At 70.1% G+C, this 26,387-nt stretch carries 26 protein-coding genes; 17 read left to right on the top strand and 9 right to left on the bottom strand.

The features are described 5' to 3' along the window. Positions 1-43 precede the first annotated feature (43 nt). A complete protein-coding gene (locus tag VD659_RS00985; protein ID WP_423259234.1) occupies positions 44-1,420 on the top strand; it encodes a glucose-6-phosphate dehydrogenase in 1,377 nt (458 codons plus the stop codon). An 84-nt stretch (positions 1,421-1,504) separates the two neighbouring features. On the opposite strand, the gene VD659_RS00980 is transcribed toward VD659_RS00985, so the two are convergent. Then, entirely contained in the window at positions 1,505-1,999 is a 495-nt protein-coding gene (locus VD659_RS00980) for a hypothetical protein (protein WP_423259233.1), read from the bottom strand. A gap of 158 nt (positions 2,000-2,157) precedes the next feature. Here VD659_RS00980 and VD659_RS00975 point away from each other — a divergent pair, with 158 nt between their 5' ends. Further along, the gene (locus tag VD659_RS00975; RefSeq protein ID WP_423259232.1) at positions 2,158-3,330 is read left to right on the top strand and encodes a mechanosensitive ion channel family protein; all 1,173 of its coding nucleotides are present in this window, start codon (positions 2,158-2,160) and stop codon (positions 3,328-3,330) included. Positions 3,331-3,336: 6 nt separating this feature from the next. Here the strand turns inward: VD659_RS00975 and VD659_RS00970 are convergent, their stop codons facing one another. Together VD659_RS00970 and VD659_RS00965 are read right to left on the bottom strand one after the other, a co-directional pair. After that, positions 3,337-3,738: a hypothetical protein gene (locus tag VD659_RS00970; protein ID WP_423259231.1), complete on the bottom strand. Its 402-nt coding sequence runs from the start codon at positions 3,736-3,738 to the stop codon at positions 3,337-3,339. Then, on the bottom strand, positions 3,738-3,962 hold the full coding sequence (locus VD659_RS00965) for a hypothetical protein (protein ID WP_423259230.1): 225 nt from the start codon (positions 3,960-3,962) through the stop codon (positions 3,738-3,740). The genes VD659_RS00970 and VD659_RS00965 overlap by 1 nt, the downstream gene beginning before the upstream one ends. A gap of 120 nt (positions 3,963-4,082) precedes the next feature. Between VD659_RS00965 and VD659_RS00960 the strand changes: the two genes are divergently transcribed. From VD659_RS00960 to VD659_RS00925, 8 genes are all read left to right on the top strand, one after another. Next, entirely contained in the window at positions 4,083-5,687 is a 1,605-nt protein-coding gene (locus tag VD659_RS00960; protein ID WP_423259229.1) for an alpha,alpha-trehalose-phosphate synthase (UDP-forming), read from the top strand. Further along, complete coding sequence (gene otsB / locus VD659_RS00955; protein WP_423259228.1) at positions 5,684-6,496, top strand: trehalose-phosphatase; 813 nt, start codon at positions 5,684-5,686, stop codon at positions 6,494-6,496. Before VD659_RS00960 ends, otsB begins: the two co-directional genes overlap by 4 nt. An 89-nt stretch (positions 6,497-6,585) precedes the next feature. Next, positions 6,586-8,280, top strand: coding sequence for a dihydroxy-acid dehydratase (ilvD, locus tag VD659_RS00950; protein ID WP_137836771.1), 1,695 nt, complete (start codon positions 6,586-6,588; stop codon positions 8,278-8,280). 45 nt (positions 8,281-8,325) lie between these two features. Then, positions 8,326-10,125, top strand: a complete 1,800-nt coding sequence (locus VD659_RS00945) for an acetolactate synthase large subunit (protein ID WP_423259227.1) — start codon at positions 8,326-8,328, stop codon at positions 10,123-10,125. Positions 10,126-10,128: 3 nt separating this feature from the next. Next, on the top strand, positions 10,129-10,638 hold the full coding sequence (ilvN, locus tag VD659_RS00940) for an acetolactate synthase small subunit (protein ID WP_423259226.1): 510 nt from the start codon (positions 10,129-10,131) through the stop codon (positions 10,636-10,638). A gap of 69 nt (positions 10,639-10,707) precedes the next feature. Further along, entirely contained in the window at positions 10,708-11,733 is a 1,026-nt protein-coding gene (gene ilvC / locus VD659_RS00935) for a ketol-acid reductoisomerase (RefSeq protein WP_423259225.1), read from the top strand. A gap of 173 nt (positions 11,734-11,906) precedes the next feature. Continuing rightward, entirely contained in the window at positions 11,907-12,557 is a 651-nt protein-coding gene (locus VD659_RS00930) for a hypothetical protein (protein WP_423259224.1), read from the top strand. A gap of 1 nt (position 12,558) precedes the next feature. Beyond that, entirely contained in the window at positions 12,559-12,942 is a 384-nt protein-coding gene (locus tag VD659_RS00925) for a hypothetical protein (RefSeq protein WP_423259223.1), read from the top strand. Here VD659_RS00925 and VD659_RS00920 read toward each other — a convergent pair. After that, entirely contained in the window at positions 12,935-13,339 is a 405-nt protein-coding gene (locus VD659_RS00920; RefSeq protein WP_423259222.1) for a DoxX family protein, read from the bottom strand. The genes VD659_RS00925 and VD659_RS00920 overlap by 8 nt on opposite strands. A 63-nt stretch (positions 13,340-13,402) precedes the next feature. On the opposite strand from VD659_RS00920, the gene serA reads away from it, so the two are divergent. The 6 genes from serA to VD659_RS00890 all read left to right on the top strand — a co-directional run bounded on the left by serA (position 13,403) and on the right by VD659_RS00890 (position 20,082). After that, positions 13,403-14,995 carry a phosphoglycerate dehydrogenase gene (gene serA, locus VD659_RS00915; RefSeq protein ID WP_137836764.1) on the top strand — a complete coding sequence of 531 codons (1,593 nt, stop codon included), beginning with the start codon at positions 13,403-13,405 and terminating at the stop codon, positions 14,993-14,995. 207 nt (positions 14,996-15,202) lie between these two features. Then, entirely contained in the window at positions 15,203-15,580 is a 378-nt protein-coding gene (locus tag VD659_RS00910; RefSeq protein ID WP_423259221.1) for a YciI family protein, read from the top strand. A gap of 7 nt (positions 15,581-15,587) precedes the next feature. Continuing rightward, positions 15,588-16,913, top strand: a complete 1,326-nt coding sequence (locus VD659_RS00905) for an RNA polymerase sigma factor (protein ID WP_423259220.1) — start codon at positions 15,588-15,590, stop codon at positions 16,911-16,913. 178 nt (positions 16,914-17,091) lie between these two features. After that, on the top strand, positions 17,092-18,156 hold the full coding sequence (locus VD659_RS00900; protein ID WP_423259219.1) for a 3-isopropylmalate dehydrogenase: 1,065 nt from the start codon (positions 17,092-17,094) through the stop codon (positions 18,154-18,156). 24 nt (positions 18,157-18,180) lie between these two features. After that, positions 18,181-19,293: a branched-chain amino acid aminotransferase gene (locus tag VD659_RS00895; RefSeq protein ID WP_423259218.1), complete on the top strand. Its 1,113-nt coding sequence runs from the start codon at positions 18,181-18,183 to the stop codon at positions 19,291-19,293. Between the two features lie 15 nt (positions 19,294-19,308). Beyond that, a complete protein-coding gene (locus VD659_RS00890; protein WP_423259217.1) occupies positions 19,309-20,082 on the top strand; it encodes a fumarylacetoacetate hydrolase family protein in 774 nt (257 codons plus the stop codon). A 476-nt stretch (positions 20,083-20,558) separates the two neighbouring features. Here the strand turns inward: VD659_RS00890 and VD659_RS00885 are convergent, their stop codons facing one another. From VD659_RS00885 to VD659_RS00865, 5 genes are all read right to left on the bottom strand, one after another. Next, positions 20,559-20,768 carry a twin-arginine translocase TatA/TatE family subunit gene (locus VD659_RS00885; protein ID WP_423259216.1) on the bottom strand — a complete coding sequence of 70 codons (210 nt, stop codon included), beginning with the start codon at positions 20,766-20,768 and terminating at the stop codon, positions 20,559-20,561. 43 nt (positions 20,769-20,811) lie between these two features. Then, positions 20,812-21,819: an intradiol ring-cleavage dioxygenase gene (locus VD659_RS00880; RefSeq protein WP_423259215.1), complete on the bottom strand. Its 1,008-nt coding sequence runs from the start codon at positions 21,817-21,819 to the stop codon at positions 20,812-20,814. Between the two features lie 97 nt (positions 21,820-21,916). Further along, a complete protein-coding gene (locus VD659_RS00875) occupies positions 21,917-22,366 on the bottom strand; it encodes a MarR family transcriptional regulator (RefSeq protein ID WP_137836757.1) in 450 nt (149 codons plus the stop codon). Further along, the gene (locus VD659_RS00870) at positions 22,363-24,108 is read right to left on the bottom strand and encodes an MFS transporter (RefSeq protein ID WP_423259214.1); all 1,746 of its coding nucleotides are present in this window, start codon (positions 24,106-24,108) and stop codon (positions 22,363-22,365) included. Before VD659_RS00870 ends, VD659_RS00875 begins: the two co-directional genes overlap by 4 nt. A 55-nt stretch (positions 24,109-24,163) precedes the next feature. Further along, positions 24,164-25,015 (bottom strand): alpha/beta hydrolase, encoded by an 852-nt coding sequence (locus VD659_RS00865; protein ID WP_423259213.1) that lies wholly within the window; start codon positions 25,013-25,015, stop codon positions 24,164-24,166. 135 nt (positions 25,016-25,150) lie between these two features. Between VD659_RS00865 and VD659_RS00860 the strand changes: the two genes are divergently transcribed. Then, entirely contained in the window at positions 25,151-26,386 is a 1,236-nt protein-coding gene (locus tag VD659_RS00860) for an MFS transporter (protein WP_423259212.1), read from the top strand. The last annotated feature ends 1 nt before the right edge of the window (position 26,387 follow it).

Below are 26,387 nucleotides of genomic sequence, written 5' to 3'. Positions count from 1 at the left end.
GTGTTCACCCGTCGGTCTTCCCGGCTGGGCTACTGTGACAGCTATGACGCAACGGGTCGACACGCTCCTCATCTTCGGCGCGAGCGGAGATCTCACCGCCCGCCTTCTGCTCCCCGGTCTCGGGCAGCTGCTCACCGCGCAGCCCGAGCGCACCCTCGAACTCATCGGGGTCGGTGGCCTCGACTGGACCGACGAGCAGTGGCGGGCGCTCGTGACGAAGTCGTTCGGCGAGTGCCAGGCATCCGGCCCCGCGGTCGACGCTTTGCTGACGTCGACCCGCTACGTGAACGCCGACGTCACCGACCCGGCCGAGCTCGAGAAGGTGCTGGGCCTGGCATCCGGAACTCCCGCGATCTACTTCGCCCTGCCACCTGCGGTGGCCGCCGAGGTGGTCGTGACGCTGCAGAGCGTGCCCTTCCCGGCCGGAATCACCCTCGCTCTCGAGAAGCCGTTCGGTATGGACGTGCCGAGCGCCGAGAAGCTCAACGCCGAGCTCGCGAAGCTCGTGCCCGAGAACCAGATCCACCGCGTGGATCACTTCCTCGGCCGCTCGACGGTGTTCAACATCCTCGGCCTGCGCTTCGCCAACCGCATCTTCGAACCGGTGTGGAATGCCTCCCACATCGCCTCGATCGACGTGATCTACGACGAGGAGCTGGGTCTGGAAGGACGCGCCGGCTACTACGACAAGGCGGGTGCGCTCGTCGACATGATCCAGAGCCACCTGCTGCAGGTGATGGCCGTGCTCGCGATGGAGCCGCCCTCGACCCTCGGACAGGCCGATCTGCGCGACGCGAAGGAGATCGTGCTGCGGGCGACACACCTGTACGACGACGACCCGAAGGCCTCGAGCAAGCGCGCGCGCTACACCGCGGGCACGATCGACGGCCGCGAGCTGCCGAGCTACGCCGACGAGCAGGGCGTCGACCCGGCGCGCGAGACCGAGACCCTCGCCGAGGTCGTGCTCGAGATCAACACCTGGCGCTGGAAGGGGGTGCCGTTCCTGCTCCGCTCCGGAAAGGCGCTCGGCCAGCGCCGCCGCGAGATCGTCGTGACCTTCAAGCCCTCGCCCCAGCTGCCCGTCGGCCTCACCGGCGCGAACACGCCCACGGTGCTCCGCATCTTCCTGGCGCCCGACGCGATGTCGCTCGAGCTGGACATCAACGGCCCCGGCGACCCCTACGAACTCGAGCGGGTGAGCCTCGACGCCACCTTCGGCGACGGTCAGCTCCTGGCCTATCGAGAAGTGCTCGCGGGCATCCTCGACGGCGACCCGACCCTGAGCGTGCGCGGCGACTCCGCGGTGGAGGGTTGGCGCATCCTGGCCCCGGTCATCGCGGCCTGGCAGGCCGACGAGGTGCCGCTCGAGGAGTATCCCGCGGGCAGCGAGGGGCCGGATGCCTGGGGTGCGGTCGGCTGAGCCGCCGGTGGTGAGCGCGGTGCGCCGCGCCGCCAGGCTGCAGCGTGCCGTGCTGCGAGTGCTGTCCTGCGAGACCTCGGGGCCTCAGATGGCGATGTCGGAGGCGGCGGCCTTCTGAGCCATCGCCTCGGTCACCTCGGCGTGGTGGGCCACGAGCGAGCGCAGCGCGTCGTCGTCGCGCGGGTCGGGGCCGTCGATGAGTGGGGCCGCGCCGATCGCGATGCCGGGCGCCACCGCCGGGTAGGCCGGCACGGCTCGCGAGACGGCCCGGGCCAGCTGGCGCGGCACGAAGACGTTCTCGACCGGCGCGAGCGGGAGCGGGGCCGGCCCCGCGTGGGCACTCGCTGCGCGCATCGCGATGCCGTGCTCGGCGAGGTTCGCCACGATGTCGTGGGAGACCGACTTGGCGAGCGCGGTGTGGAAGATGTCGTCGGTGTCGCTGACGCTGCGCATGGTGATGGCGTAGGAGCCGAGCGGCCCGAAGTTCTCCATCAGCGTCTGGTTCACGAGCTCGTAGAGCCGCTCCGGGCTGACCGTGCTTTCACGAGCCGCTTTCGCGCGCCGCCTCCAGCCGATCATCGCCGCTCCTCTCGCAACCCCGCCGTGTGAACAGTGTGCGTCCTGGGGGTTGCCTGCGGGGAATCGACACGCCGCGTTGCGATGAGCAATGCGCTGATTAGGCTGGAATTTCGGTCACCGGCGCCCGCGTCGTCATCCGCCCTCCCGGAAAGGACACCATGCCCGTCGAACGAACCTGGCTCGCCCTCGCGATCGCCGCCGCCCTCGCCCTCGTGCTCGCCCTGGCGGTGACCGCGCTCGTCGCCCTGATCGTGCGGCTCGCCGCGCGCAAGACGAAGTGGCCGAACGCCCTCATCCGGCGGGCGCGGGTGCCGTTCCGGCTGTTCCTGCTCGTGGTGTTCCTCTGGTCGGCGGTATCGGTCACCCTCCCGGATGGCGACTGGCTGCCGGCGGTGAACCAGGCCTTCCTCATCGTCACGATCGCCATCGGCGCGTGGCTGCTCTGCGCGCTCGTGCTCTTCCTCGAAGACGTGGCGCTCGTGCGGTACACCATCGACCGACCCGACAACCGCATCGCCCGGCGCCTGCGCACGCAGGTGCTCATCCTGCGCCGCCTCGCGATGGTGGTCGTCGTCGTGCTCGCGCTGGGCGCCATCCTGCTCACCTTCCCGGGAGCCCAGGCGGTGGGCACGAGCGTGCTGGCCTCGGCGGGCCTGGTGTCGATCATCGCGGGCCTCGCGGCCCAGTCGACGCTCGGCAACGTCTTCGCCGGCATGCAGATCGCGTTCAGCGACGCCGTGCGCGTCGACGACGTGGTGATCGTCGAGGGGGAGTGGGGCCGCATCGAGGAGATCACCCTCACCTACGTCGTCGTGCACATCTGGGACGACCGGCGCATGGTGCTGCCGAGCACGTACTTCACCTCGAAGCCGTTCCAGAACTGGACCCGGCGCAACTCCGAGCTGCTCGGCTCGGTGGAGTTCGACCTCGACTGGCGGGTGACGCCGGGGGAGATGCGGAGCGAGCTCGAGCGGGTCCTCGCCCGCACGGAACTGTGGGACCAGCGGGTCTCGGTGCTGCAGGTGACGGATGCGGTGGGCGGCTTCGTGCGCGTGCGCATCCTGGTGACCGCGGTCGACGCCCCGACGCTCTTCGACCTGCGCTGCTTCATCCGCGAGGAGATGATCGCGTGGCTCTACCGCAGCTCGCCGCAGTCCATCCCGCGGCAGCGGGTGCGGGTGATCGACGAGGAGCCCGACATCGCGCGTCGGGCGCACGCCGGCGACCCGGATGCCTCGGGCCTGTTCCACGGAGACCGCGACGCCGACAGGCGCGCGACCCTGTTCACCGGACCGATCGAGACGGCCGGGCGCGACGAACGGCGGCCGTAGCGGCTGCTACGCGCCAGGCGTCTCCGGCGACTCGCCGGCTTCCGGCGCCGCCTTCGGCTTGCGCGGGGCACGGGCGGGGGAGCCCGGCGCTGCCGCCGGGGGAACCGGCGCCGCGTTGTCGGGAACCGGGGGCGCTGCATCCGCCACCGGCCCTGCGGCGCCCGTCTCGGCGGGTGCTTCTGTCGTCTGCTCGCCCACGGGCGTCACAGGCCACTGGAACTTCGCCGGCTCGCCGTTCTTCAGCAGGTAGAGCTGAGCGGCGCGGGTGCCGAACCAGAGGAAGCGCACGAGGAGGAACAGCAGCCCCACCACCACGATGAACGCCACGGCGGCCGCGACCACGGAGATGACGCCGCCGACGACGCTGAGCAGGAGCTGCAGGACGCCGGGCCCGCCCCCGTACATCATCAGGCCTCCTCGAGCTCGCGGGCGTCGTCGTCGGCCTGGAGGACGCTGCCGACGGCGAGGGCCACGGTGATGCCCCAGCTCACCCACATCAGGATGAGCCGCCAGTCGCGCGGCCCCTTGCGTGTGGCCTGCACGGCGGAGAACCCGCCGATGACCGCTCCGATGATGCTGCTGTTGAGGATGTACTTGCGCACGATCTCCCCGTCCTCTCGCGTCGTTGCCACTACGGTACCGCGCTCGGCCCCCGATCGCGCCGGAGCGTGCCCCTGGTAGACTCGGGGCTGGACGCTCGGGCCGGAATCTCCGCGAATCCGCCCTTCACCCGGGCTCAGCCGAACGGAAACATGCCTTCTTCAGACAGTCAGTCCGCCTCCTCCGACACCCCCGCCGCGCCGATCGGGGGCGAGTTCCCCTTCGTCGTCGTCTCGAACCGCCTTCCTGTCGACCGCATCACGGATGACGACGGCAATCCGTCGTTCCGCACCTCGCCCGGGGGTCTCGTCACGGCGCTCGAGCCGGTCATGCGCGAGGCCGACGGCGCCTGGATCGGCTGGACCGGTTCGGCCGACGACCACGTCGATCCCTTCGAGAACGACGGCATCCACCTCATCCCGGTGGCCCTCTCGGCCGAGGAGATCGAGCTCTACTACGAGGGCTTCTCGAACGACACGCTGTGGCCGCTCTACCATGACGTGATCGCGCCGCCGGCCTACCACCGCGAATGGTGGGACAGCTACGTCATCGTGAACCAGCGCTTCGCCGACCGCGCGGCCGCCGTGTCGGCCGAGGGCGGCACGGTGTGGGTGCAGGACTACCAGTTGCAGCTCGTGCCGCGGATGCTCCGCGAGCAGCGGCCCGACCTCACCATCGGCTTCTTCAATCACATTCCCTTTCCGGCATACGGCATCTTCTCGCAGCTCCCGTGGCGCCGGCAGATCATCGAGGGGCTGCTCGGTGCCGACGTCATCGGCTTCCAGCGCACCGCGGATGCGGGCAACTTCACCCGCGCGGTGCGCCGGCTCACCGGGTTCCAGACCCGCGGCACCGTCATCGACGTGCCGGTGACGGCGGAGGCCGAGGTCGCGAGCGCGAAGCACCGTATCGCCACGGTGCGCGACGACAAGCTCGTGCGCGCCGTCGTGGCGAAGGCCTTCCCGATCTCGATCGACGCGGCGAGCTACGAGGAGCTCGCGCGCCGCCCCGACATCCAGGAGCGGGCGCGCCAGATCCGGGAGGACCTCGGCAACCCGGCCGTCGTGATGCTCGGCGTCGACCGCCTCGACTACACCAAGGGCATCGGCCACCGCCTCAAGGCCTTCGGCGAGCTGCTGGCCGACGGCGCCCTCAAGGTCGAAGACGTCACACTGGTGCAGGTGGCGAGCCCGAGCCGCGAACGCGTGCGCACCTATCAGATCCTGCGCGACGAGATCGAGCTCACGGTGGGCCGCATCAACGGCGACTACTCCACCATCAGCCACACCGCCATCAGCTACCTGCACCACGGGTACCCGCGCGAGGAGATGGTGGCGCTCTACCTCGCCGCCGACATCATGCTCGTCACCGCCTTGCGCGACGGCATGAACCTCGTGGCCAAGGAGTACGTGGCCTCCCGTTTCGACAACGACGGGGTGCTGGTGCTGAGCGAGTTCGCGGGCGCCTCCGACGAGCTGCGCACGGCGCTGCGGGTGAACCCGCACGACATCGAGGGCCTGAAGGAGGCCATCCTGCAGGCGCAGGCGATGCCACGCAGCGAGCGGGCCCGCCGGATGCGCGCCATGCGCAAGCGGGTGCAGGAGAACGACGTGGCCCGCTGGTCGTCGACGTTCCTCGCGACGCTGGCCACGCCGTCGGACGACCTGGCGCTGCCGCGGGTGAGTTCGCGGGTCACGCGCAGCGAAGCGCGGGCCGAGGAACGGGCCGAGGCGCGCGCGGTGGAGGAGGCGCGGTGACCGGCGTCGAGGCGCAGGGCCACGCCACCGAGGCCGGCCCGGAGCTCGAGCCGGCGCTGACAGAGGCACTGCGGATGCTCGCGGGCACCGACATCCTGCTCGTCGCGCTCGACTTCGACGGCACGCTCTCGAACGTCGTCGACGCCCCGGGCAGTGCGCGGGCCATCCCCGAGGCGCGCTCGGCGGTGCTGCGGCTCGCCGCGCTGCCGCGCACGCGGGTGGCGCTCGTCTCGGGCCGCTCGCTCGCGAGCCTCGAGCACGTGGCCGAGGTGCCTGACAGCATCCTGCTGGTGGGGTCGCACGGCGTGGAGGTGCGGCTCGACGGCCCGGCCTCGCTCGAGCTCGACGACGCCGAGCGGAGGAGGGTGGATGCGCTCCGCCGGCTCCTCGACGACGTCGCCGCCCCGTACGAGAAGGTCTGGGTGGAGGAGAAGCCCGCGGGCTTCGCGCTGCACACCCGGCTCGCGACGCCGCACGACCGCGAACGCGCGGACCAGGCCGCGCTCGACGCCCTCGCCGGCGACGACGAGCTGGCCGGGCTCTCCGTGCGCCGCGGCAAGAACGTGCTCGAGTTCTCGGTGCGGCACGAGACCAAGGGCGAGGCCGTGAAACGCCTGAAGGACTACACCGGCGCGACGGCCGCGCTCTTCGCGGGCGACGACGTGACCGACGAGGACGGCTTCGCGTCCCTCGTGCCCGGAGATCTCGGGCTGAAGGTCGGGCCGGGCGACACCCTCGCGGGGTTCCGGGTGGGGGAGCCGCGGGAGGTCGCATCCGCTCTCCATCTGCTCGCCGATCTGCGCGGCTGAGTTCTGCACAGCCGGGCGTTCGCCGGGTGTTGTCCACGGCCTTCGCCGGCAGTGCATGAGCACCCTCCGGGCGGCTCTAAACTCGTAACATGCCGGAAATAGACATGAAGCCGCGGAGCCGCACCGTCACCGATGGAATCGAAGCCCTCACCTCCCGCGGAATGCTCCGCGGCGTCGGCATGGGCGACGGCGACTGGGAGAAGCCCCAGATCGGTATCGCGAGCTCGTGGAACGAGATCACCCCCTGCAACCTCTCGCTCGAGCGCCTCGCCCGGGCCTCGAAGGAGGGCGTGCACGCCGGCGGCGGCTACCCGCTGCAGTTCGGCACCATCTCGGTCTCCGACGGCATCTCGATGGGCCACGAGGGCATGCACTTCTCGCTCGTCTCGCGCGAGGTCATCGCCGACTCGGTCGAGACGGTCATGATGGCCGAGCGCCTCGACGGCTCAGTGCTGCTGGCCGGCTGCGACAAGTCGCTGCCCGGCATGCTGATGGCGGCGGCCCGCCTCGACCTGGCCTCGGTGTTCCTCTACGCCGGCTCGATCGCGCCCGGCTGGGTGAAGCTCTCCGACGGCACGGAGAAGGACATCACGATCATCGACTCCTTCGAGGCCGTCGGCGCCGTGCGCGCCGGGCGCATGTCGATGGAAGACGCACACCGCATCGAGTGCGCCTTCGCCCCCGGCGAGGGCTCCTGCGGCGGCATGTACACCGCGAACACCATGGCGAGCGCCGCCGAGGCGATGGGCATGAGCCTGCCCGGCTCCGCCAGCCCGGCCGCGGCCGACCGCCGTCGCGACTACTTCGCCCACCGCTCCGGCGAGGCCGTGGTGAACATGCTGCGCCTGGGCCTCACCGCGCGCGACATCATCACCAAGAAGTCGCTCGAGAACGCGATCGCCGTGGGCATGGCCTTCGGCGGCTCCACCAACCTCGTGCTCCACCTGCTCGCCATCGCCGCCGAGGCCGAGGTCGAGCTCACGCTCGCCGACTTCAACAAGATCGGCGACAAGGTGCCCCACATCGGCGACCTCAAGCCCTTCGGCCGCTTCGTCATGAACGACGTCGACCGCCACGGCGGCGTTCCGGCCGTCATGAAGGCCCTGCTCGACGAGGGCCTGCTGCACGGCGACGCGATGACCGTCACCGGCAAGACCATCGAGGAGAACCTCGCCGAGATGGACATCGCGCCGCTCGACGGCGAGGTGCTGCGCCCCCTGAACAACCCGATCCACAAGTCGGGCGGGCTCACCATCCTGCAGGGCTCCTTCGCCCCCGAGGGCGCCGTGGTGAAGTCGGCCGGCTTCGACGCCGACGTGTTCGAGGGCCCCGCGCGGGTGTTCGAGCGCGAGCGCGAGGCGATGGATGCGCTCACCGAGGGCCGCATCAACGCCGGCGACGTCGTGGTCATCCGCTACGAGGGCCCCAAGGGCGGCCCGGGCATGCGCGAGATGCTCGCCATCACCGCGGCGATCAAGGGTGCGGGGCTCGGCAAAGATGTACTACTCTTGACCGACGGCAGATTCTCAGGCGGCACAACCGGCCTGTGCATCGGCCACATAGCACCCGAAGCGGTCGACGCAGGTCCGATCGCCTTCGTGCGCGATGGTGATCTAATACGGGTCGATATCGCCGCTCGCTCGCTCGATCTACTTGTCGACGACGCTGAGCTTGCAGCTCGCCGAGACGGCTGGGCTCCACTTCCCCCGCGCTATACCCGTGGCGTTCTCGCGAAGTACTCGAAGCTCGTGCACTCTGCCGCAGAGGGCGCGATCACCGGGTAATCCGCGCATCCATCAACCGCGCTCTCTCATCTGAGGAAAACACACATGTCCACGGACGCTTTCCCCGTGCCAACCAAGAAGAATCCACCGACCGCTGAGCCAGAGATGCTCACGGGCTCGGGCGCCGTTCTCCGTTCGCTCAAAGAGCTCGGCATCACCGACGTCTTCGGCCTGCCAGGCGGCGCCATCATCCCGTTCTACGACGAGCTGATGGTGCAAGACGACATCCGGCACATCCTCGTGCGCCACGAGCAGGGCGCCGGCCACGCGGCCGAGGGCTACGCCGCCGCATCGGGCAAGGTCGGCGTCGCGATCGCCACCTCGGGCCCCGGCGCCACGAACCTGGTGACGGCGATCGCCGACGCCTACATGGACTCGGTGCCGCTGCTCGCGATCACCGGCCAGGTCTTCTCACACCTGATGGGAACCGACGCCTTCCAGGAGGCCGACATCGTGGGCATCACGATGCCGATCACGAAGCACTCCTTCCTCGTCAAGCGTGCCGAAGACGTGCCGGCCACCATCGCGGCGGCCTACCAGATCGCCACCACCGGCCGCCCCGGCCCGGTGCTCGTGGACATCACGAAAGACGCCCAGCAGAACTCGGCGCCCTTCGTCTGGCCGCCGAAGATCGACCTGCCCGGCTACCGGCCCATCACGAAGGCGCACGGCAAGCAGATCCAGGCCGCCGCCCAGCTGCTCGTCGAGGCCAAGAAGCCCGTGTTCTACGTGGGTGGAGGCGTCATCCGCGCCGGTGCGACCGCCGAGTTGCTCGAGCTCGCCGAGGCCACGGGCGTGCCCGTGGTCACCACGCTGATGGCGCGTGGCGCGTTCCCTGACTCCCACCCGCAGCACCTCGGGATGCCCGGGATGCACGGCACCGTCCCCGCGGTGCTCTCGCTGCAGGAGAGCGACCTGCTCATCTCGCTCGGCGCCCGCTTCGACGACCGCGTCACCGGCAAGGCGAGCGAGTTCGCGCCCAACGCCAAGGTCGTGCACGTCGACGTCGACCCGGCCGAGATCTCGAAGATCCGCATCGCCGACGTGCCGATCGTGGGCGACGCGAAAGACGTGATCGCCGACCTCATCAAGGCCTACGCCGATGCCTCGGCGGGCGCGAAGCTCGACCTCGACGCCTGGTGGGAGTACCTCCACGGACTCCAGGCCGAGTTCCCCCTCGGCTACTCCGAGCCGACCGACGGGTTGATGGCGCCGCAGTACGTCATCCAGCGCATCGGCGAGCTCACCGGGCCCGAGGCCGTCTACGCCGCGGGTGTCGGCCAGCACCAGATGTGGGCCGCGCAGTTCATCAAGTACGAGCGCCCGCACGCCTGGCTCAACTCCGGCGGCGCCGGCACCATGGGCTACGCGGTTCCGGCCGCGATGGGCGCCAAGGTGGCCGAGCCCGACCGCGTGGTGTGGGCGATCGACGGCGACGGATGCTTCCAGATGACCAATCAGGAGCTCGCCACCTGCACGATCAACGACATCCCGATCAAGGTCGCGATCATCAACAACTCCTCGCTCGGCATGGTGCGCCAGTGGCAGACCCTGTTCTACGACGGCCGTCACTCCTTCACCGATCTGAACACGGGGCACGAGACGCGCATGGTGCCCGACTTCGTGAAGATGGCCGACGCCTACGGCGCCCTGGGCATCCGGGTCACCAAGGCCGAAGACGTCGACGCGGCCATCAAGCTCGCGCTCGAGACGAACGACCGCCCCGTGGTGATCGATTTCGTCGTGTCGGCCGACGCCATGGTGTGGCCGATGGTGCCGCAGGGCGTCAGCAACAGCTTCGTGCAGTACGCGAAAGAACGCGCACCCGAGTGGGATGAGGAGTAGGCCATGTCGACACACGTTCTGAGCCTCCTCGTCGAGGACAAGCCGGGTCTGCTCACCCGCGTCGCCGGCCTGTTCGCACGCCGCGGCTTCAACATCGAGTCGCTCGCGGTGGGTCACTCCGAGATCGACGGACTTTCGCGCATCACCGTGGTGGTCGACGTCGAAGAGCTCCCGCTCGAGCAGGTGACGAAGCAGCTGAACAAGCTCATCAACGTCATCAAGATCGTGGAGCTCGATCCGGCGCAGTCGGTGCAGCGCGAGCACCTGCTCGTCAAGGTGCGCGTCGACAACACCACGCGCTCGCAGGTGCTCGAGGCCGTGAATCTCTTCCGGGCCCGCGTGGTCGACGTGTCGACCGACGCGCTCGTGATCGAGGTCACGGGCGACTCCGGCAAGATCCAGGCGTTCCTGCGTGTGCTCGAGCCCTACGGCATCAAGGAGCTGGCCCAGTCGGGTCTGCTCGCGATCGGCCGCGGCAGCAAGAGCATCACCGAGCGCGTCTTCAAGAGCTGACCCGCGAGGCCGGCCGGCCCCGCGCATCCGATTTCCGCAATTTCAGCACAACAACAAGGAGAGAAACACGTGACCGAGATCTTCTATGACCAGGACGCCGAGCTGTCCCTGATCCAGTCCAAGAAGGTGGCCGTCATCGGCTACGGCTCGCAGGGCCACGCCCACGCGCTGAACCTTCGCGACTCCGGCGTCGAGGTCGTCGTCGCGCTCAAGGAGGGGTCGAAGTCGATCGCCAAGGCCGAAGAGGCGGGCTTCACCGTGCTCTCCGTGGCCGAGGCCACCTCGTGGGCCGACGTCATCGTCATCCTCGCGCCCGACCAGCACCAGCGCGGCATCTACGCCGCCGACATCCAGCCCAACCTCACCGAGGGCAAGGCGCTGCTGTTCGGCCACGGCTTCAACATCCGCTTCGGCTACATCCAGGCGCCCGAGGGCGTCGACGTGATCATGGTCGCCCCCAAGGGCCCGGGTCACACCGTGCGCCGCGAGTACGAGGCCGGCCGTGGCGTCCCCGTCATCGTCGCCGTCGAGAAGGATGCGACCGGTTCGGCCTGGGACCTCGCCTGGAGCTACGCCAAGGGCATCGGCGGCCTCCGCGCCGGCGGCATCAAGACGACCTTCACCGAAGAGACCGAGACCGACCTGTTCGGCGAGCAGGCCGTGCTCTGCGGCGGCGTCTCGCAGCTGGTGCAGTACGGCTTCGAGACCCTCACCGAGGCCGGCTACCAGCCGCAGATCGCCTACTTCGAGGTGCTGCACGAGCTCAAGCTGATCGTCGACCTGATGTGGGAGGGTGGCATCGCCAAGCAGCGCTGGTCGGTCTCCGACACGGCTGAGTACGGCGACTACGTCTCCGGCCCCCGCGTGATCGACCCGCACGTGAAGGAGAACATGCAGGCCGTGCTCGCCGACATCCAGTCGGGTGCGTTCGCCGAGCGCTTCATCACCGACCAGGACGCCGGAGCCCCCGAGTTCCTCGCCCTCCGCGAGAAGGGTGCCGCGCACCCCATCGAGGCCACCGGCAAGGAGCTGCGCGCCCTCTTCGCCTGGAAGCAGCAGGACGCCGACTACACGGACGGCTCCGCCGCCCGCTAGTCTCGCGCCCTGAAACGACGGAGCCTCGCACCCGAGACGGTGCGAGGCTCCGTCGTTTCTGGGTTCGGGGCCGAAAGCCCGTCGTTTCCGGCGCCTCTGCGTAGGTTCCGGCGGGCGGACACGGCCGGGTGCGCGTCGGTGAGGTGGACGGACGCGCGCGGTAGGGTGAGGGGATGAGCGACTCCCGCGACCGCGACGCCCTCGGGTGGGCGGGCGACGACGACCCGACGCTCGACCCGGTGGGGGTGCCGGGCGACGACGAGCTCGACGCCGTCGACGAGGTCGACGAGACGGATGCGCGGGGCGCCGCCTCGGCCACCCGCACGGCACCCGGGGCGCCGGCCACGCCCGCGACGGCCACCTCCGCGCGCGCAGAGCCGGCCCCGCCCGCTGCGACACGGCATTCCGGCCCCGACGCGCGCGCCGCGGCGGTCGCCACCACCGCGGCGGCCCCGCGCCCCACCGTGCTCGACGAGGCCGAGGAGGCCGACGACCGCGCCGCCGAGAAGGAACTCGAGGAGGCCGAAGCCGCCGCCGCGCAGATGAGCTCGGTGGCGTTGATCTCGCTGGGTATCCTCGGTGGGATCTACCTGCTCTACACGATCGGCTGGATCATCAGCTTCGCCCGCTACTCCGTGCCGATCACCGTCGACTTCACCGTGGTCAGCGCCCGCATCGCGCAGTCGCTCGCCGTCGCCGCCGCGCCGCTCTGGTTCGTGGCGACCCTGCTGCTCACGCAGAAGCGGCACGCGGCCTACCGCTTCCTGTGGCTCGTGGTGGGCGTGCTCGTGCTTGTGCCCTGGCCGTTCCTGAGGGGGTTCTGACGTGACGACCGCATCCGGTGCCACCGCCAAGCCGGCGAAGCCCGCCAAGACCGACCCGGCGACCGGCTCGCCCAAACGCGGTTTCCGCACCTACGGCCGCTCCGGCTGGGCCGTGGCACTCGTCTTCGCGTTCCTCTACGCCTATCACCTGTGGGGCGGGGTGGCGAACCTGCTCGGCGTGGTCTCGAGCTTCTCGAGCTTCGGGGTCGACGTGACCGGGGGCATCTGGGCGCTGCTCATCGCCTACGCCGCTGTGCCGCTGCTGGTGTACGTCGCGGCGCTGCTCGTGGGCCGCACGCTCTCGACCGGTGCTCGCATCGTCGTCTTCGCCGTGGGCTTCGCGGTGGTCTCGGTGATCTCGCAAGACCTGCTCACGCTCAGCTGAGCGGCAGCGCCACCAGCAGCACGAGCGCGGCGAGCACGACCTGCCCCGCCAGGCGCGGCCAGAACGGGATGGCGAGCGCTCCGAACCTGTCGCGCCGCCCGGCGGCGTAGGCGTTCGCCGGGAACACGCAGGCGAGGAACAGCACGAGCGCGATGCCCGCCGCGAGCCGGGTCTGCGGCACGAGCAGGCCGATGCCACCCGCGATCTCGCACACGCCGGTGATGTACACGAGCGTGAGCGGCGTCACGCGGCCGTCGGGCCGCAGCCAGGGCGGGATCATCGCCGCCATCGTGCGCGCCGAGCGCGGCACGAAGTGGTTGACGCCCATGCCGATGAACACCAGGGCGATCAGGATGCGCAGAACCGTGAGGATGACGTCGAGCGTCGCGGGGGACATCCGTTCATCCTGCACCCAGTACAGTGGATTCGTTCCCCCCACGCAGAACCAAAGGATCCGTCCGTGTCGAAGCCGGTCGTGCTGATCGCCGAAGAACTCTCACCCGCCACCGTCGACGCCCTTGGGCCCGACTTCGACGTGCGCAACGTCGACGGCACCGACCGCCCGGCTCTGCTCGCGGCGCTCGCCGACGCGAACGCCGTGCTCGTGCGCTCCGCCACGAAGGTCGACGCCGAGGCCATCGCCGCCGCACCCAAGCTGCAGGTGGTCGCCCGTGCGGGCGTCGGCCTCGACAACGTCGACATCAAAGCGGCCACGACCGCCGGCGTGATGGTGGTGAACGCGCCCACCTCGAACATCATCTCGGCCGCCGAGCTGACCGTGGGGCACATCCTGAGCCTCGCCCGTCACATCCCGGCCGCGCACGCCGCACTCGCGCAGGGCCTGTGGAAGCGCTCGGCCTACACCGGCGTCGAGCTCTACGAGAAGACCGTCGGCATCATCGGCCTCGGCCGCATCGGCGCGCTCATCACCGCGCGCCTGCAGGCCTTCGGCGTGAACGTGATCGCCTACGACCCCTACGTCACGAGCGCCCGTGCCCAGCAGCTCGGCGTCACCCTGGTGACGCTCGACGAGCTGCTCGCGCAGAGCGACTTCATCACCATCCACATGCCGAAGACCCCCGAGACCACGGGCATGATCTCGGATGCGCAGCTCGCCCTGATGAAGCCCACCGCGTTCATCGTGAACGTGGCCCGCGGCGGTCTGATCGACGAAGACGCCCTCTACCGCGCCCTCACCGCGAACGTCATCGCCGGCGCCGGCCTCGACGTGTTCGTGAGCGAGCCGCCCAAGGACTCGCCGCTGCTGGCGCTGCCGAACGTCATCGTGACGCCGCACCTCGGTGCCTCGACCGACGAGGCCCAGGAGAAGGCCGGTGTCTCGGTGGCCAAGTCGGTGCGTCTCGCGCTGTCGGGCGAGCTGGTCCCGGATGCCGTCAACGTGGCCGGCGGGGTCATCGACCCCTACGTGCGCCCCGGCATCCCCCTCGTCGAGAAGCTCGGCCAGGTGTTCTCCGGTCTCGCCGGCAGCCCGCTGACCTCGATCGACGTCGTGGTCAAGGGCGAGCTCGCCGACTACGACGTGAGCGTGCTGAAGCTCGCCGCCCTCAAGGGCGTGTTCACCAATGTCGTGAGCGAGACGGTCTCCTACGTGAACGCCCCCCTGCTCGCCGAGCAGCGCGGTGTCACCGTGCGCCTCATCACCGAGCCCGTCTCGGAGGAGTACCGCAACGTCATCACGCTCTCCGGCGCCCTGAGCGACGGCTCGCAGATCTCGGTGTCGGGCACGCTGACCGGCACCAAGCAGATCGAGAAGATCGTCGAGATCAACGGCTACGACGTGGAGGTGCCCTTCGCCGAGCACCTCATCGTGATGCTCTACACCGACCGCCCCGGCATCGTGGCGATCTACGGCAAGGAGTTCGGCGAGGCCTCCGTCAACATCGCCGGCATGCAGATCGCCCGCCACGAAGCCGGCGGCAAGGCGCTCAGCGTGCTGACCGTCGACTCGCCGGTGCCCGACGGCCTGCTCGAGACCGTGCGCGTGGCCATCGAGGCCGACCTCCTGCGCGAGATCGACATCGTCGAGGAGTAACCGCCCGGCTCTCCCGCGCGAAACGACGGAGCTTGTGCGCCTTGACGGGCGGACGCTCCGTCGTTTCTGTTTCTCGGCCTGAAACTCCGTCGAGCCCGAGCCGATCAGGAGATCGGAAAAACTTCTTCCCGGCTGTCGATTGCGGCGGCTACCGTTCGTCGTAGGGGTGTCGCATGACACAACACCTCGAAACCAGGAGAAGACATCATGACCAAGGAATACATCATCCTCATCCGCGAGCCGGAGTGGAACTCCTCGGAGGTCACCGAGGAGCAGTGGGCCGAGGCGATGCAGCAGCACGGCGCCTTCATGCAGGCCGTCGCGGCCGCCGGAGCGCAGCTGCTCGGCGGCGACGCGCTCGAGTCGAGCGACAAGGCCGTGCGCATCGAACCCGCCCGTGACGGGCGACCCGCCGTCTACACCGACGGGCCGTTCACCGAGACGAAGGAGGTCGTGAGCGGCTTCTACAAGATCGGCGTCGAGAGCGAGGCGCAGGCTCGCGAGCTCGCGGCGCTCGTGCCGACGGGCGGGTGGCTCGAGCTGTTCCCCGTGATGGACACGGGCGGCCAGGCCAACCAGGGCTGACACGCGGATGCCGCAGGGCCGGAGCGAGCTGGAGGCCGCCTTCCGGGAGGAATGGCCGCGCATCCTCGGGAGCGTGCTGCGCTTCACGGGCGACCTCCAGCTCGCCGAGGACTGCGTGCAGGAGGCCTTCGCGCGTGCCGCGGCGGAGGCGGGCCGGCGCGCTGCCGAGCGCGCCGAGCCGCTCCGCAATCCCGCGTCGTGGATCACGACCACCGCCAAGCACCTCGCCGTCGACCAGCTGCGCCGCGAGGCGAGCCTGGCCCGCAACTTCGGCAGACTCGCGGCCGAGGCGGCCGAAGCCTCCGCCCGGGCCGCCGAAGAGTCCGGCGCCGATCCCTTCGCGGTCTCGCTCGACGACGACCGTCTGCACCTGCTGTACATGGTGTGCCACCCGGGCCTCAGCGAGGAGGCCCGGCTGTGCACGGCGCTGCGCGCGGTGTGCGGCGTGCCGACCGCCGAGATCGCCGAGCTGTTCCTCGTGAAGGAGTCCACGATGGCGGCGCGCTTGACGCGCGCGAAGAAGCGCATCCAGGGCGGTTCCGAATCTTCCGCGGATGCCGGAGCAGCCCCGGTCCCGGGCATCCGACTGGAAATGCCGGATGCGGTCGAGCTCGCCGAGCGCACCGGCGACGTGCTCACCACGATCTACCTGCTCTACACCACGGGTCACACGGCACCGGCCGGGCACGAACTGAGCCGCTCGGTGACCACCCGCGCCGCGGTGTCGCTCGCCCGCTCGGTGGTGCGACTCGTGCCGCGCCATCTCGAGGCGCGCGGCCTGCTGGCCCTGCTGCTGCTCTCGGAGGGGCGGGCGCCCGGCCGCGTCGACGCCGACGGGGCCGCCGTGAGCCTCGAAGACGCCGACCGCTCGCTCTGGAACCGTGCCCTCATCGACGAGGGCCTCACCCTGGCCACCATCGCGCTCGCCGGCCGTGGGCGCTTCGCCCTGCAGGCCGGCATCTCCGGCCTGCACGCCGAGGCGCCGAGCTGGGAGGCGACCGACTGGGTGTCGATCGTGTCGCTCTACGACGTTCTCGCCGCATCCTGGCCCTCGCCCGCCGTGCTGCTCAACCGCCTCGTAGCCCGCAGCTATCTGCCCGCCGTCGGCCCCGCCGCTGCGCTGGCCGAGCTCGAGGTCCTTGCCGCTGCGGCCGGCAGCGGTTCGTCCGAGGGGGCCCTCCGCCGTCAGACGCACGCGGTACGCGCCGACCTCCTGCGCCGCTCCGGCCGCCCGGATGCGGCCCGCACCGCCTATGAAGCGGCCCTCGTCGGCGAACCCAACGCCGCCATCCGCGCATTCCTCGAGCGCCGCGCTGCAGCCTGCCGTGAGTGAAAGCCGCGGGCCGTACTCGACGACCCACGGTGAGCGCGCGGCCGCGACAGCGACCGCACGGGAACATGTCGCGCGGCGCCGGGCGGGGACCGGCGCCGCCCGGGCCGGCCGCGCGCAGCACGGCTGGCCCGGCAGTCAACACGGCTGGCCCGGCAGCCAACACAGCTAAACTCGACCCATGGCACGAACGATCAAGCTCGCACTCATTCCCGGCGACGGGATCGGACCCGAAGTCGTCACCGAGGCCGTGAAGGTGCTCGACGCCGCCACCGCGGGGAGCGACGTGGAGTTCGCGAAGACGCCCTTCTCGCTCGGCGCGGCCCGCTACCTCGAGACGGGCGACGTTCTCACCGACGCCGACCTGGCGGCCATCGCCGAGCACGACGCCATCCTGCTCGGCGCCGTCGGCGGAGTGCCCGGCGACCCGCGCCTGAAGAACGCGAACATCGAGCGCGGTCTGCTGCTGAAGCTGCGCTTCTCGCTCGACCACTACGTGAACCTCCGCCCCACCACGATCTACCCCGGTGTGCCCAGCCCGCTCGCCCAGCACGGCGACGTGGACTTCGTGGTGGTTCGCGAGGGCACCGAGGGCCCCTACGTCGGCAACGGCGGCGCCATCCGGGTGGGCACCCCGCACGAGATCGCCAACGAGGTCTCGGTGAACACCGCCTACGGGGTGGAGCGCGTCGTGCGCTACGCGTTCGAGAAGGCCGCGAGCCGGCGCCAGAAGCTCACCCTCGTGCACAAGACGAACGTGCTGGTGTTCTCGGGCAGCCTCTGGCAGTCCACCGTGAACCGGGTGGCCTCCGAATACCCCGGAATCGCCGTGGACTACCTGCACGTCGACGCCGCCACGATCTTCTTGGTCACCGATCCTGCTAGATTCGATGTGATCGTCACGGACAACCTCTTCGGCGACATCCTCACCGACCTCGCCGGCGCAATCAGCGGCGGAATCGGATTGGCGGCCTCGGGCAACATCAACCCCGACGGCACGTTCCCCTCGATGTTCGAACCGGTCCACGGATCCGCTCCCGACATCGCAGGACAGCAGAAGGCCGATCCCACCGCCGCGATCCTCTCCGTGGCCATGCTCCTCGACCACCTCGGTCTCGCCGGCGCGGCAACTCGCGTGCGAGACGCCGTGGTCGCCGACATCGCCGCCCGAGACGGCTCGGCCCGCACCACGGCGCAGATCGGCGACGCGATCGCCTCCGCCATCGGCGCTCCTGCACTCGACTAGCCACTCTCGACGAAAGACAGACCCATGACCATCGCACCGACCTCCACCTTCCCCCTCCAGTTCGAGCTCACGCCGTCACAGGATGCGCGTGCGGAGGCGGAGCGGGAGGTCATCCTCGCCGACCCCGGGTTCGGCAAGCACTTCACCGACCACATGGTGCAGATCGACTGGACCGTCGCCGAGGGCTGGCACAACGCCCAGGTGATCCCCTACGGGCCGCTGCTGCTGGACCCCTCCGCCGCGGTACTGCACTACGCGCAGGAGATCTTCGAGGGTCTGAAGGCCTACCGGCACGCCGACGGCTCCATCTGGACGTTCCGCCCCGAGAAGAACGCCGAACGCCTGCAGCGCTCCGCCCGTCGCCTCGCCCTGCCCGAGCTCGCGGCGGAGGACTTCGTGGAGTCGCTCAAGCAGCTCATCGCCGTCGACGGCGCCTGGGTTCCGGATGCGCCCGAGACGAGCCTCTACATCCGCCCGTTCATGATCGCCAACGAGTCGTTCCTCGGCGTGCGCCCCTCGCAGAAGGTGGGCTACTACGTGATCGCGAGCCCCGCCGGCGCCTACTTCACGGGCGGCGTGGCCCCGGTGTCGATCTGGCTCTCGACCGAGTACTCCCGCGCCGGGCGTGGCGGAACGGGCGCGGCCAAGTGCGGCGGCAACTACGCCGCCTCGCTGCTGCCGCAGCAGGAGGCCTACGAGAACGGATGCGCACAGGTGCTCTTCCTCGACGGCGAGACCGGCGAGCACGTCGACGAGCTCGGCGGCATGAACATCTTCTTCGTGCACGCCGGCGGCAAGATCGTCACTCCCCGGCTCACCGGCACCATCCTCGAGGGCATCACCCGCGACAGCATCATCCAGCTGGCCAAGGACCGCGGGCTCACCGTGGAGGAGCGCGACGTCACCATCGACGAGTGGCGTGACGGTGTGGCATCCGGCGACATCACCGAGGTGTTCGCCTGCGGCACCGCCGCCGTGATCACGCCCATCTCGGCCCTCAAGTCGCCCGACTTCACCATCGGCGACGAGAACGCCGCCGCGGGCGAGCTCACCATGTCGATCCGTCAGGAGCTCACCGACATCCAGTACGGCCGCACCCCAGACCGTCACGGCTGGCTGACGCGGCTCGACGCCTAGGCAAGAAGGGCTTCCATGAAGATCGCACGGTTCAGTCACAACGGCGCCATCAACTTCGGCATCCTCGACGACTCCGAGGGCGGCGCCACCGAACTCGTGGTGCTGAACGGCGACCCGATGTTCGCCGGGTTCGACACCACGGGGGAGCGCGTGCCGCTCGCGCAGGCGACCCTCCTGGCTCCGGTGATCCCGCGGTCGAAGGTGGTGGCGGTGGGCAAGAACTACCGTGACCACGCCGCGGAGATGGGCGGGGAGGCGCCGGCCGAGCCGCTGCTCTTCCTGAAGCCGAACACCGCCGTGATCGGCCCGGGCGACCGCATCGTGCGGCCGCCGCAGTCGAACCGGGTCGACTACGAGGGCGAGCTCGCCATCGTGATCGGCTCGATCGCCAAGAACGTGGCGGCGGCGGATGCGTCGAGCGTGATCTTCGGCTACACCATCGCGAACGACGTGACCGCTCGCGACCTGCAGAAGAGCGACGGCCAATGGGCGCGCGCCAAGGGTTTCGACACCTTCTGCCCGCTCGGGCCCGTGATCGAGACGGAGTTCGATCTCGCCGCGGCGAACCTCGAGACGCGACTCAACGGCGTGCTCAAGCAGAGCGCCCCGCTGACCGACATGATCCACTCGGTGGCCGACATCGTGGCCTACGCCTCGGCAGTGTTCACGCTGCTGCCGGGCGACGTGATCCTCACGGGCACCCCGGCGGGCATCGGTTTCATGGAGGCCGGCGACACCGTCGAGGTGGAGATCTCGGGCATCGGAGTGCTCTCGAACCCGGTGCTCTGACGCGCGTCGAGCGGTCGCGCGGGGGTGCCGGTGGGTACACGGGCGAGCAGCGCGGCCTGCCAGCCGCCGGAGACCGGTGCCGGGGCGGTGACCGGTGCCGAGGCGACGTCCGGTGCCGATGAGCGGGTTGCAGAGGCGGAGACGCCGGATGCGGGCGCTCCGGATGCCGTGACGACCGGCGAGACCGTCGCGCGCTCCGAGGCCGGGTCGGCCAGCGCATCCCGCACGATGCGCCGCGGGTCGTATCGGCGCGGGTCGAGGGCCTCCCAGTCGGTGTCGTCGACCCCGATCTCGGCCACCACCCGCTCCCGGGCGGTGTCGGCGAAGCCGCGGACCGCTCTGACGATCGCGGCCAGCTTCGCGGCGTAGCCGGGGAGGCGCTGCGGCCCCACGAGGAAGGCCGCGATGACGCCGATCAGCAGCAGCTTCTCGAAGGTCAGGCCGAACACGGCGAGCTCCGGCGTGCGGGGCGTCGGCTATGCATCGCGCGCTCCGGCAGGCGCCGGCTCCGGGTCGAGCGCCTCGGCGCGCGCCGGCTCCTCGGCCGCCACCTCGGTGCGGAGGATGCGGGCCGACTGCCCGAGGCTCCGGGCCAGGGTCGGCAGCTTCGTGGCGCCGAAGAACAGCAGCACGACGGCGAGCAGGATGAGCGCGTGCCATCCGGTGAGGTTCTGGAGGATTCCCATGGGGGTCTCGCTTTCTGGGGGGAGTAGGGGAGTGCTGGACGGGTCAGGCGCCCGGCGGGTTGCCGCCGGGGGCGCCTCCTGAGGGTGCGCCGCCCCCGCTGGGCGCCGAACCCGCGGTCGGCGTCGTGGAGGTGTCGACGCGCACGGTGAGCGACACCTGGTAGCCGGATGTCGCATCCCCGCTCACGGTCGCGAGCTGGAGCACCCCGCCGTCGTCGCCGAACACGTTGTCGCTGGTCAGGCTCACCTGGGCGAGGTTGGCGCTCGACCCTGCGTAGTCGGAGAGCGCGTACACCGTCTCGCAGACATCCTGCGGGAGGGCCACCTGCGAGGTGGCGATGGCGTTGGCGGAGTCGGAGATGTCGTTCACCGTGGGGTAGACCTCGAAATGGATGTGCGGCCAGCGCCCGGAGTAGCAAGCGGGGAAGATTGAGGTGTACGACACCGAGCCGTCGCTGCCCGCCACCTGCACGCCGCGCAGGTAGGTCTCGTTCTCGATCCCCGAGGAGTACATCGAGTACCCGCCGGCCGCGTTGCAGTGCCACACGTAGACGGCCGCGTCGGTGAAGGGCGCGTCGCCGTTCGCCATGTCGAGGATGGTCAACGTGAGCGCCATCGGCACTCCGGCGGCCGTGGTCCCGCCGCCGATGCTCGAACGGATGTCGCTGCGCACGATGCCGGAGTCGGCCAGGGCGTCCGCGCCGTTCGAGCCGTCGCCCGGATAGGGGCCGGCGGTCTCGTCGGGGATCTCGGCCGACGGCAGCGTTCCGGATGCGGTCGATCCGCTTCCCGTCGCGGCGGGCGAGGGAGTGGCGGTGGTGGCCGCGGCGCCGCCGGCCGCAGCGGTGCTCCCACCGCCGGTGGTGCACGCGGCCAGCGCCACGGCGCCCACACCGAGGCCCACGAGGCTCAGCACGGTGCGCCGGTTCACCAGGGTGCGGATGTCGAACGCGACGCCCTGGTCGACCACCTCCTCGTCGGCGCGGTCGAGAAGGCGGCCTTCGTAGGCGGGCCCATCGGGGGTCTGGTCGGGTTCGGGGATTCTGCTCATTCTGGCCTCCGTTGTCGGTCGCGGAGAGGCCAGTCTCTGGGCGCGATCAGTGGGGTTCCCCTGACCCACCTACGAGGAGTCTATGAAGGCGGAGCGTTCAGCCCTCGCCCGGCCCCGACATCCCGGCGGCCTTCTCGAGCCCGTCGAGCGCGGCGGCGAGCCGGTCGATCTGCTCGGGCTCGAGGTCTTCGAAGAGTTCGAGCACGCGGTCGGCGCGTTCGGCCCGGGCCCGTTCGATGGCCTCGGCCCCCGCCGCGGTGGCACCCACGAAGAAGGAGCGGCCGTCCTCGGGGTCGGCCGTGCGCGCCACGAAGCCGCGCGTCTCGAGGTCGGCGAGCAGGCGGGTTATGGTGGGGGCGGCCACTCGTTCGACCCGGGCGAGATCGCCGGGCCGGATGGGGCCCTGCCGCACGATGGTGGAGAGCGCAGACACCTGCCCGGGGGTGAGCGTGTCGCTGGTGGCGCGGATGCGACGGTTCAGCCGGCCCACCGCAAGGGCGAGGCGGGCGGCGACGTCGGCGCGTTCAGAGCCGGTAGGTGAGGTCATCGAGGCTGGCTTTCGGTCAGCTGGTGCGTGGGTACCGACGAGTCTTCCACATGCACGTACTTCTTGCCCCGGCTGAACGAGGCGACGGCGGCGATCACCGACATCGCCGCTGCCGCGAGGAACACCACGACGAGCCCGGAATGGAAGGGTCCCGAGATGAGCTGGGGGAAGAACTCCTGCCCGGTGAGCGCCGCCGCGTTCGAGGGCGAGAGGTGGTCGAGCACCCCGCTGGGGCCGAGCAGGCTCTGGATGGGGTTGTACCCGAGGAAGGCGGCGAACAGGCTGCCCACGGGCGGGAGCGACGCGATCTGCTGGGCCGAGGCATCCGGAACGCCGTGCGCGATCAGGCCGTCGTGCAGCGTCTGCGGCAGCGTGGCGGCGAGCCCCACGATCATCAGCGAGAAGAAGATGCCGATCGAGAGCGAGGTGCCCGCGTTCTGCACGGTGCCGGCCATGCCCGAGGCCGAGCCGCGCTGGTTGGCGGGCACGCTGTTCATGATGGCGGTGCGGTTCGGGGCGCCGAACATCCCGGAGCCGATGCCGGAGACGCCCGTGATGATCGCGAACTGCCAGTACTCGAAGTCCACCGGGATGAGCAGCAGCGCCACGAAGCTCGCGGCCGTGAGCAGCAGGCCGAAGGTGGCGAAGAAGCGCGCGCCGAAGCGGTCGGAGAGCACGCCGGAGAGCGGGCCGGCGATGAGGAAGCCGATGGTGATCGGCAGCAGATAGATGCCGGCCCAGAGCGGGGTGTCTTCGTAGGCGTAGCCGTGCAGCGGCAGCCAGATTCCCTGCAGCCAGATGATGAGCATGAACTGCAGGCCGCCGCGTGAGACCGAGGCGAGCAGGCCGGCGAGGTTCGCCATGGCGAACGCCCGGATGCGGAACAAGCGCATCTCGAACATCGGCGCCTTGCTCCGCAGCTCGATCACCACGAACAGGGCGAGCACGGCGATGCCGCCGATGATGGCCGTGAGCACCCAGGGGTTGCCCCACCCGGTGGAGCTGTCGCCGTAGGGCTGGATGCCGTAGGTGATGCCGGCCAGCACGGCGGTGAGGCCCACCGCGAAGGCGAGGTTGCCCGGCCAGTCGAGCTTGCCCGGGTTGCGGGCGCCCACCTCGTGCAGCGACTTGTACGACCAGATGGTGCCGATGATGCCCACGGGAACGCTCACGAAGAACACCGCGCGCCAGTCGATCACCGAGAGCAGGCCGCCCACGATGAGGCCGATGAAGCTGCCCGCGATGGCGGCGACCTGGTTGATGCCGAGCGCCATGCCCCGGCGGTTGGCGGGGAAGGCGTCCGTGAGGATGGCGGTCGAGTTGGCGAACAGCATCGCGCCGCCGACGCCCTGCACGAGCCGCCAGACGATGAGCCACATCGCGCCCGCGCCGCTCTGGAAGGGGTCGAGGGCCAGGGCGATCGAGCCCACCGTGAACACCACGAAGCCGAGGTTGTAGATCTTCACTCGCCCGTAGATGTCGCCGAGGCGCCCGAAGCTCACCACCAGCACCGCGGTGACGAGCATGTAGCCCATCAGCATCCAGAGCAGGTAGCTGATGTTGCCGGCCTCGAGCGGATCGAGGTCGATGCCCTGGAAGATGGCCGGCAGCGAGATGATCACGATCGAGGAGTTGATGGTGGCCATCAGCATGCCGAGGGTGGTGTTGCTGAGGGCCACCCACTTGTAGCGCGGGTGGTCCTTGCTGAGGAAGCGGGAGGGGGTGCGGGCGGATGCGGTCACCCAGTTAGTTTACATCGGCTAACTATATGACCGCATCCGCTCGTGCGATCCCGTGCTAGTCGTTCGCGGTCTGCTTCGTGAGGAAGACGAGGGTCTCGTCGGCCACCTCTTTCCAGCCGCTGTCGATGGTGAGGGAGTGGCCGCGGCCGGGGATCACGAGGTACTCCGTGGTGCCCGGGTTCTTGGACTGGATCTTGTAGGCGGCCTCGGTCATGGCGGGCGGCACGGTGTTGTCGCGCTCGCCGGCGATGATGAGCAGGGGGCCGCGGGCGGGGTTCTTCGAGTCGACTTTGGTCTCGGTGAACGGGTTGAAGTTCGCCGTCGCCGCCTGGAACAGCGGCACCCCGGAAGCGGCCACGTGGTACTTCGTGTACAGCTCCTCGGCCTCCGCGGCGTCGAGGTTGTTCGCCCAGCCGAAGGTGAACTGCTCGAGCGTGAGGGCGACGGCCTTGCCGAAGTTCAGCGGGTTGGCGAGCACCGGGGCCGACGACTTCAGCGACGAGACCGGCAGCGGCAGCACGCCCTGGAACGGGGCCGGGTCGATGGCCACCGTCGCCTCGGAGGCGCCGGTGCCGGCGATCTTCTGGGCGATCAGGCCGCCGAAGGAGTGGCCCACCACAGCGGGCGCGAGCGTCAGTGCGTCGATCGCCTCGAGGTAGTGGTCGGTGACCTGCTTCACCATCTTGTGGGCGAAGACGTCGGGGTCCTTGCGGGCCTCCTCGACGCTCTCCGGGTCGTCGGGCCAGCCGGGGGCGATGGTGCTGAAGCCGTTCTCCTCGAAGAGGGCGCGCCACGGCGCCCAGCTGCTGGAGAGCAGCCAGAGTCCGTGAATGAAGACGACGGGCTGGAGACCCGAGGCGTTGGCCTTCTCGATCTCGCTGATCTCGGTGTCGGTGAGGGTGCTCATGGTGACCTTTCGAACTGTTCGGTGGAGCAGGGCGGCGAAGTCGGGTCGGTAGTCGTGACGCTATCCGCGCCGGTGGCCCCGCACAAGTGGGAGAACGAATGTTCATTCAACGTTGTGGTGAGGCAGGCTGAGGGGATGTCGTCGCACGCGGGCCCCGCCTCCGGCTGGCGCGGCTTCGAACGGGGCGAACGCGAGTACTCCCGCATCGTGCTCGCCCTCTTCGCCGCCGGCTTCGCCACCTTCGCGCAGGTCTTCGACGCGCAGGCCGTGCTCCCGGCGGTGCGCGCCGAGACCGGGCTCCCCGCGGCGACGGCGGCCCTCATGGTGTCGGCCACCACGATCGGCCTGGCGATCTCGGTGCTGCCCTGGGCGAGCGTCGCCGACCGCGTCGGGCGCATCACGGCCATGAAGGTCTCGCTCGTCTCGGCCACCGTGATCTCGTTGCTGGTGCCCCTCCTGCCGGGTTTCGAAGCGGTGCTCGTGGCGCGCGGGCTGGTGGGCCTCGCTCTCGGGGCGGTTCCCGGGGTGGCGGTGGCCTACCTCGCGGAGGAGCTGCACGGCCGATGGGTCTCCGTCGCAGCCGGAACCTACGTGGCCGGCAACACCATCGGCGGCGTCTGCGGCCGTCTCCTCGCGGGCCCGTTGTCGGAGGTGGCCGGCTGGCGGGTGGGTATGCAGGCGGTGTCGCTCCTCGGTGTCGCCGCTGCCGTGCTCTTCCTGCTCCTGGTGCCGGCGCCGCGCGGCTTCCTGCGGGCGCCGCGAGGCGGGCCGGGCGTGCGCACGCGCATCCTGTTCCAGCTGCGCGACCCGACGATGCTCGCCCTGTTCGCCCAGGGGTTCCTGCTCATGGGCGCCTTCGCGGTCGTCTACAACTACCTGGGCTTCCACCTGGCGGGAGCGCCGTTCTTCGTGCCCGAGGCCCTGGTGAGCCTGCTCTTTGTGGCCTATCTGGCCGGCACGGTCGCCAGTCGCGCGTCGGCCTCGCTCGCCGTGCGCTTCGGCCCGCTGCGGGTGGTGCTTGCGGGCATCGGCGTGATGATGCTCGGCCTGGCCCTGATGTTCAGCGCGGCGCTCGCGGTGGTGATTCTGGGGCTGATGGTGTTCACCGTCGGCTGCTTCAGCGCGCATCCGGTGGCCAGCGGGCTGAGCGGGCGCTGGGCGCAGCTCGGCCGGGCCCAGGCCACGGCGCTCTACCAGCTCTCCTGGCTGGGAGGAACGGCCTTCTTCGGCTGGCTGATCGGGCTGGTCTACGACGGGTCCGGCTGGAACTCCACGCTGTATTCCCTCTTGGGCATGTGCTTCGCGTCGGCCGTTCTCGCCGTGGTGGGCATCCGGATGCTCGCGCGGCATAGACCGGCGCCCCCGGGCTGAG

This window comes from Herbiconiux sp. 11R-BC, assembly GCF_049472555.1.
In the GTDB taxonomy this organism is placed as follows: Bacteria; Actinomycetota; Actinomycetes; order Actinomycetales; family Microbacteriaceae; genus Herbiconiux.
The sequence above is the reverse complement of the archived record's forward strand: the minus strand, read 5'-3'. Positions and strand labels throughout refer to the sequence as shown.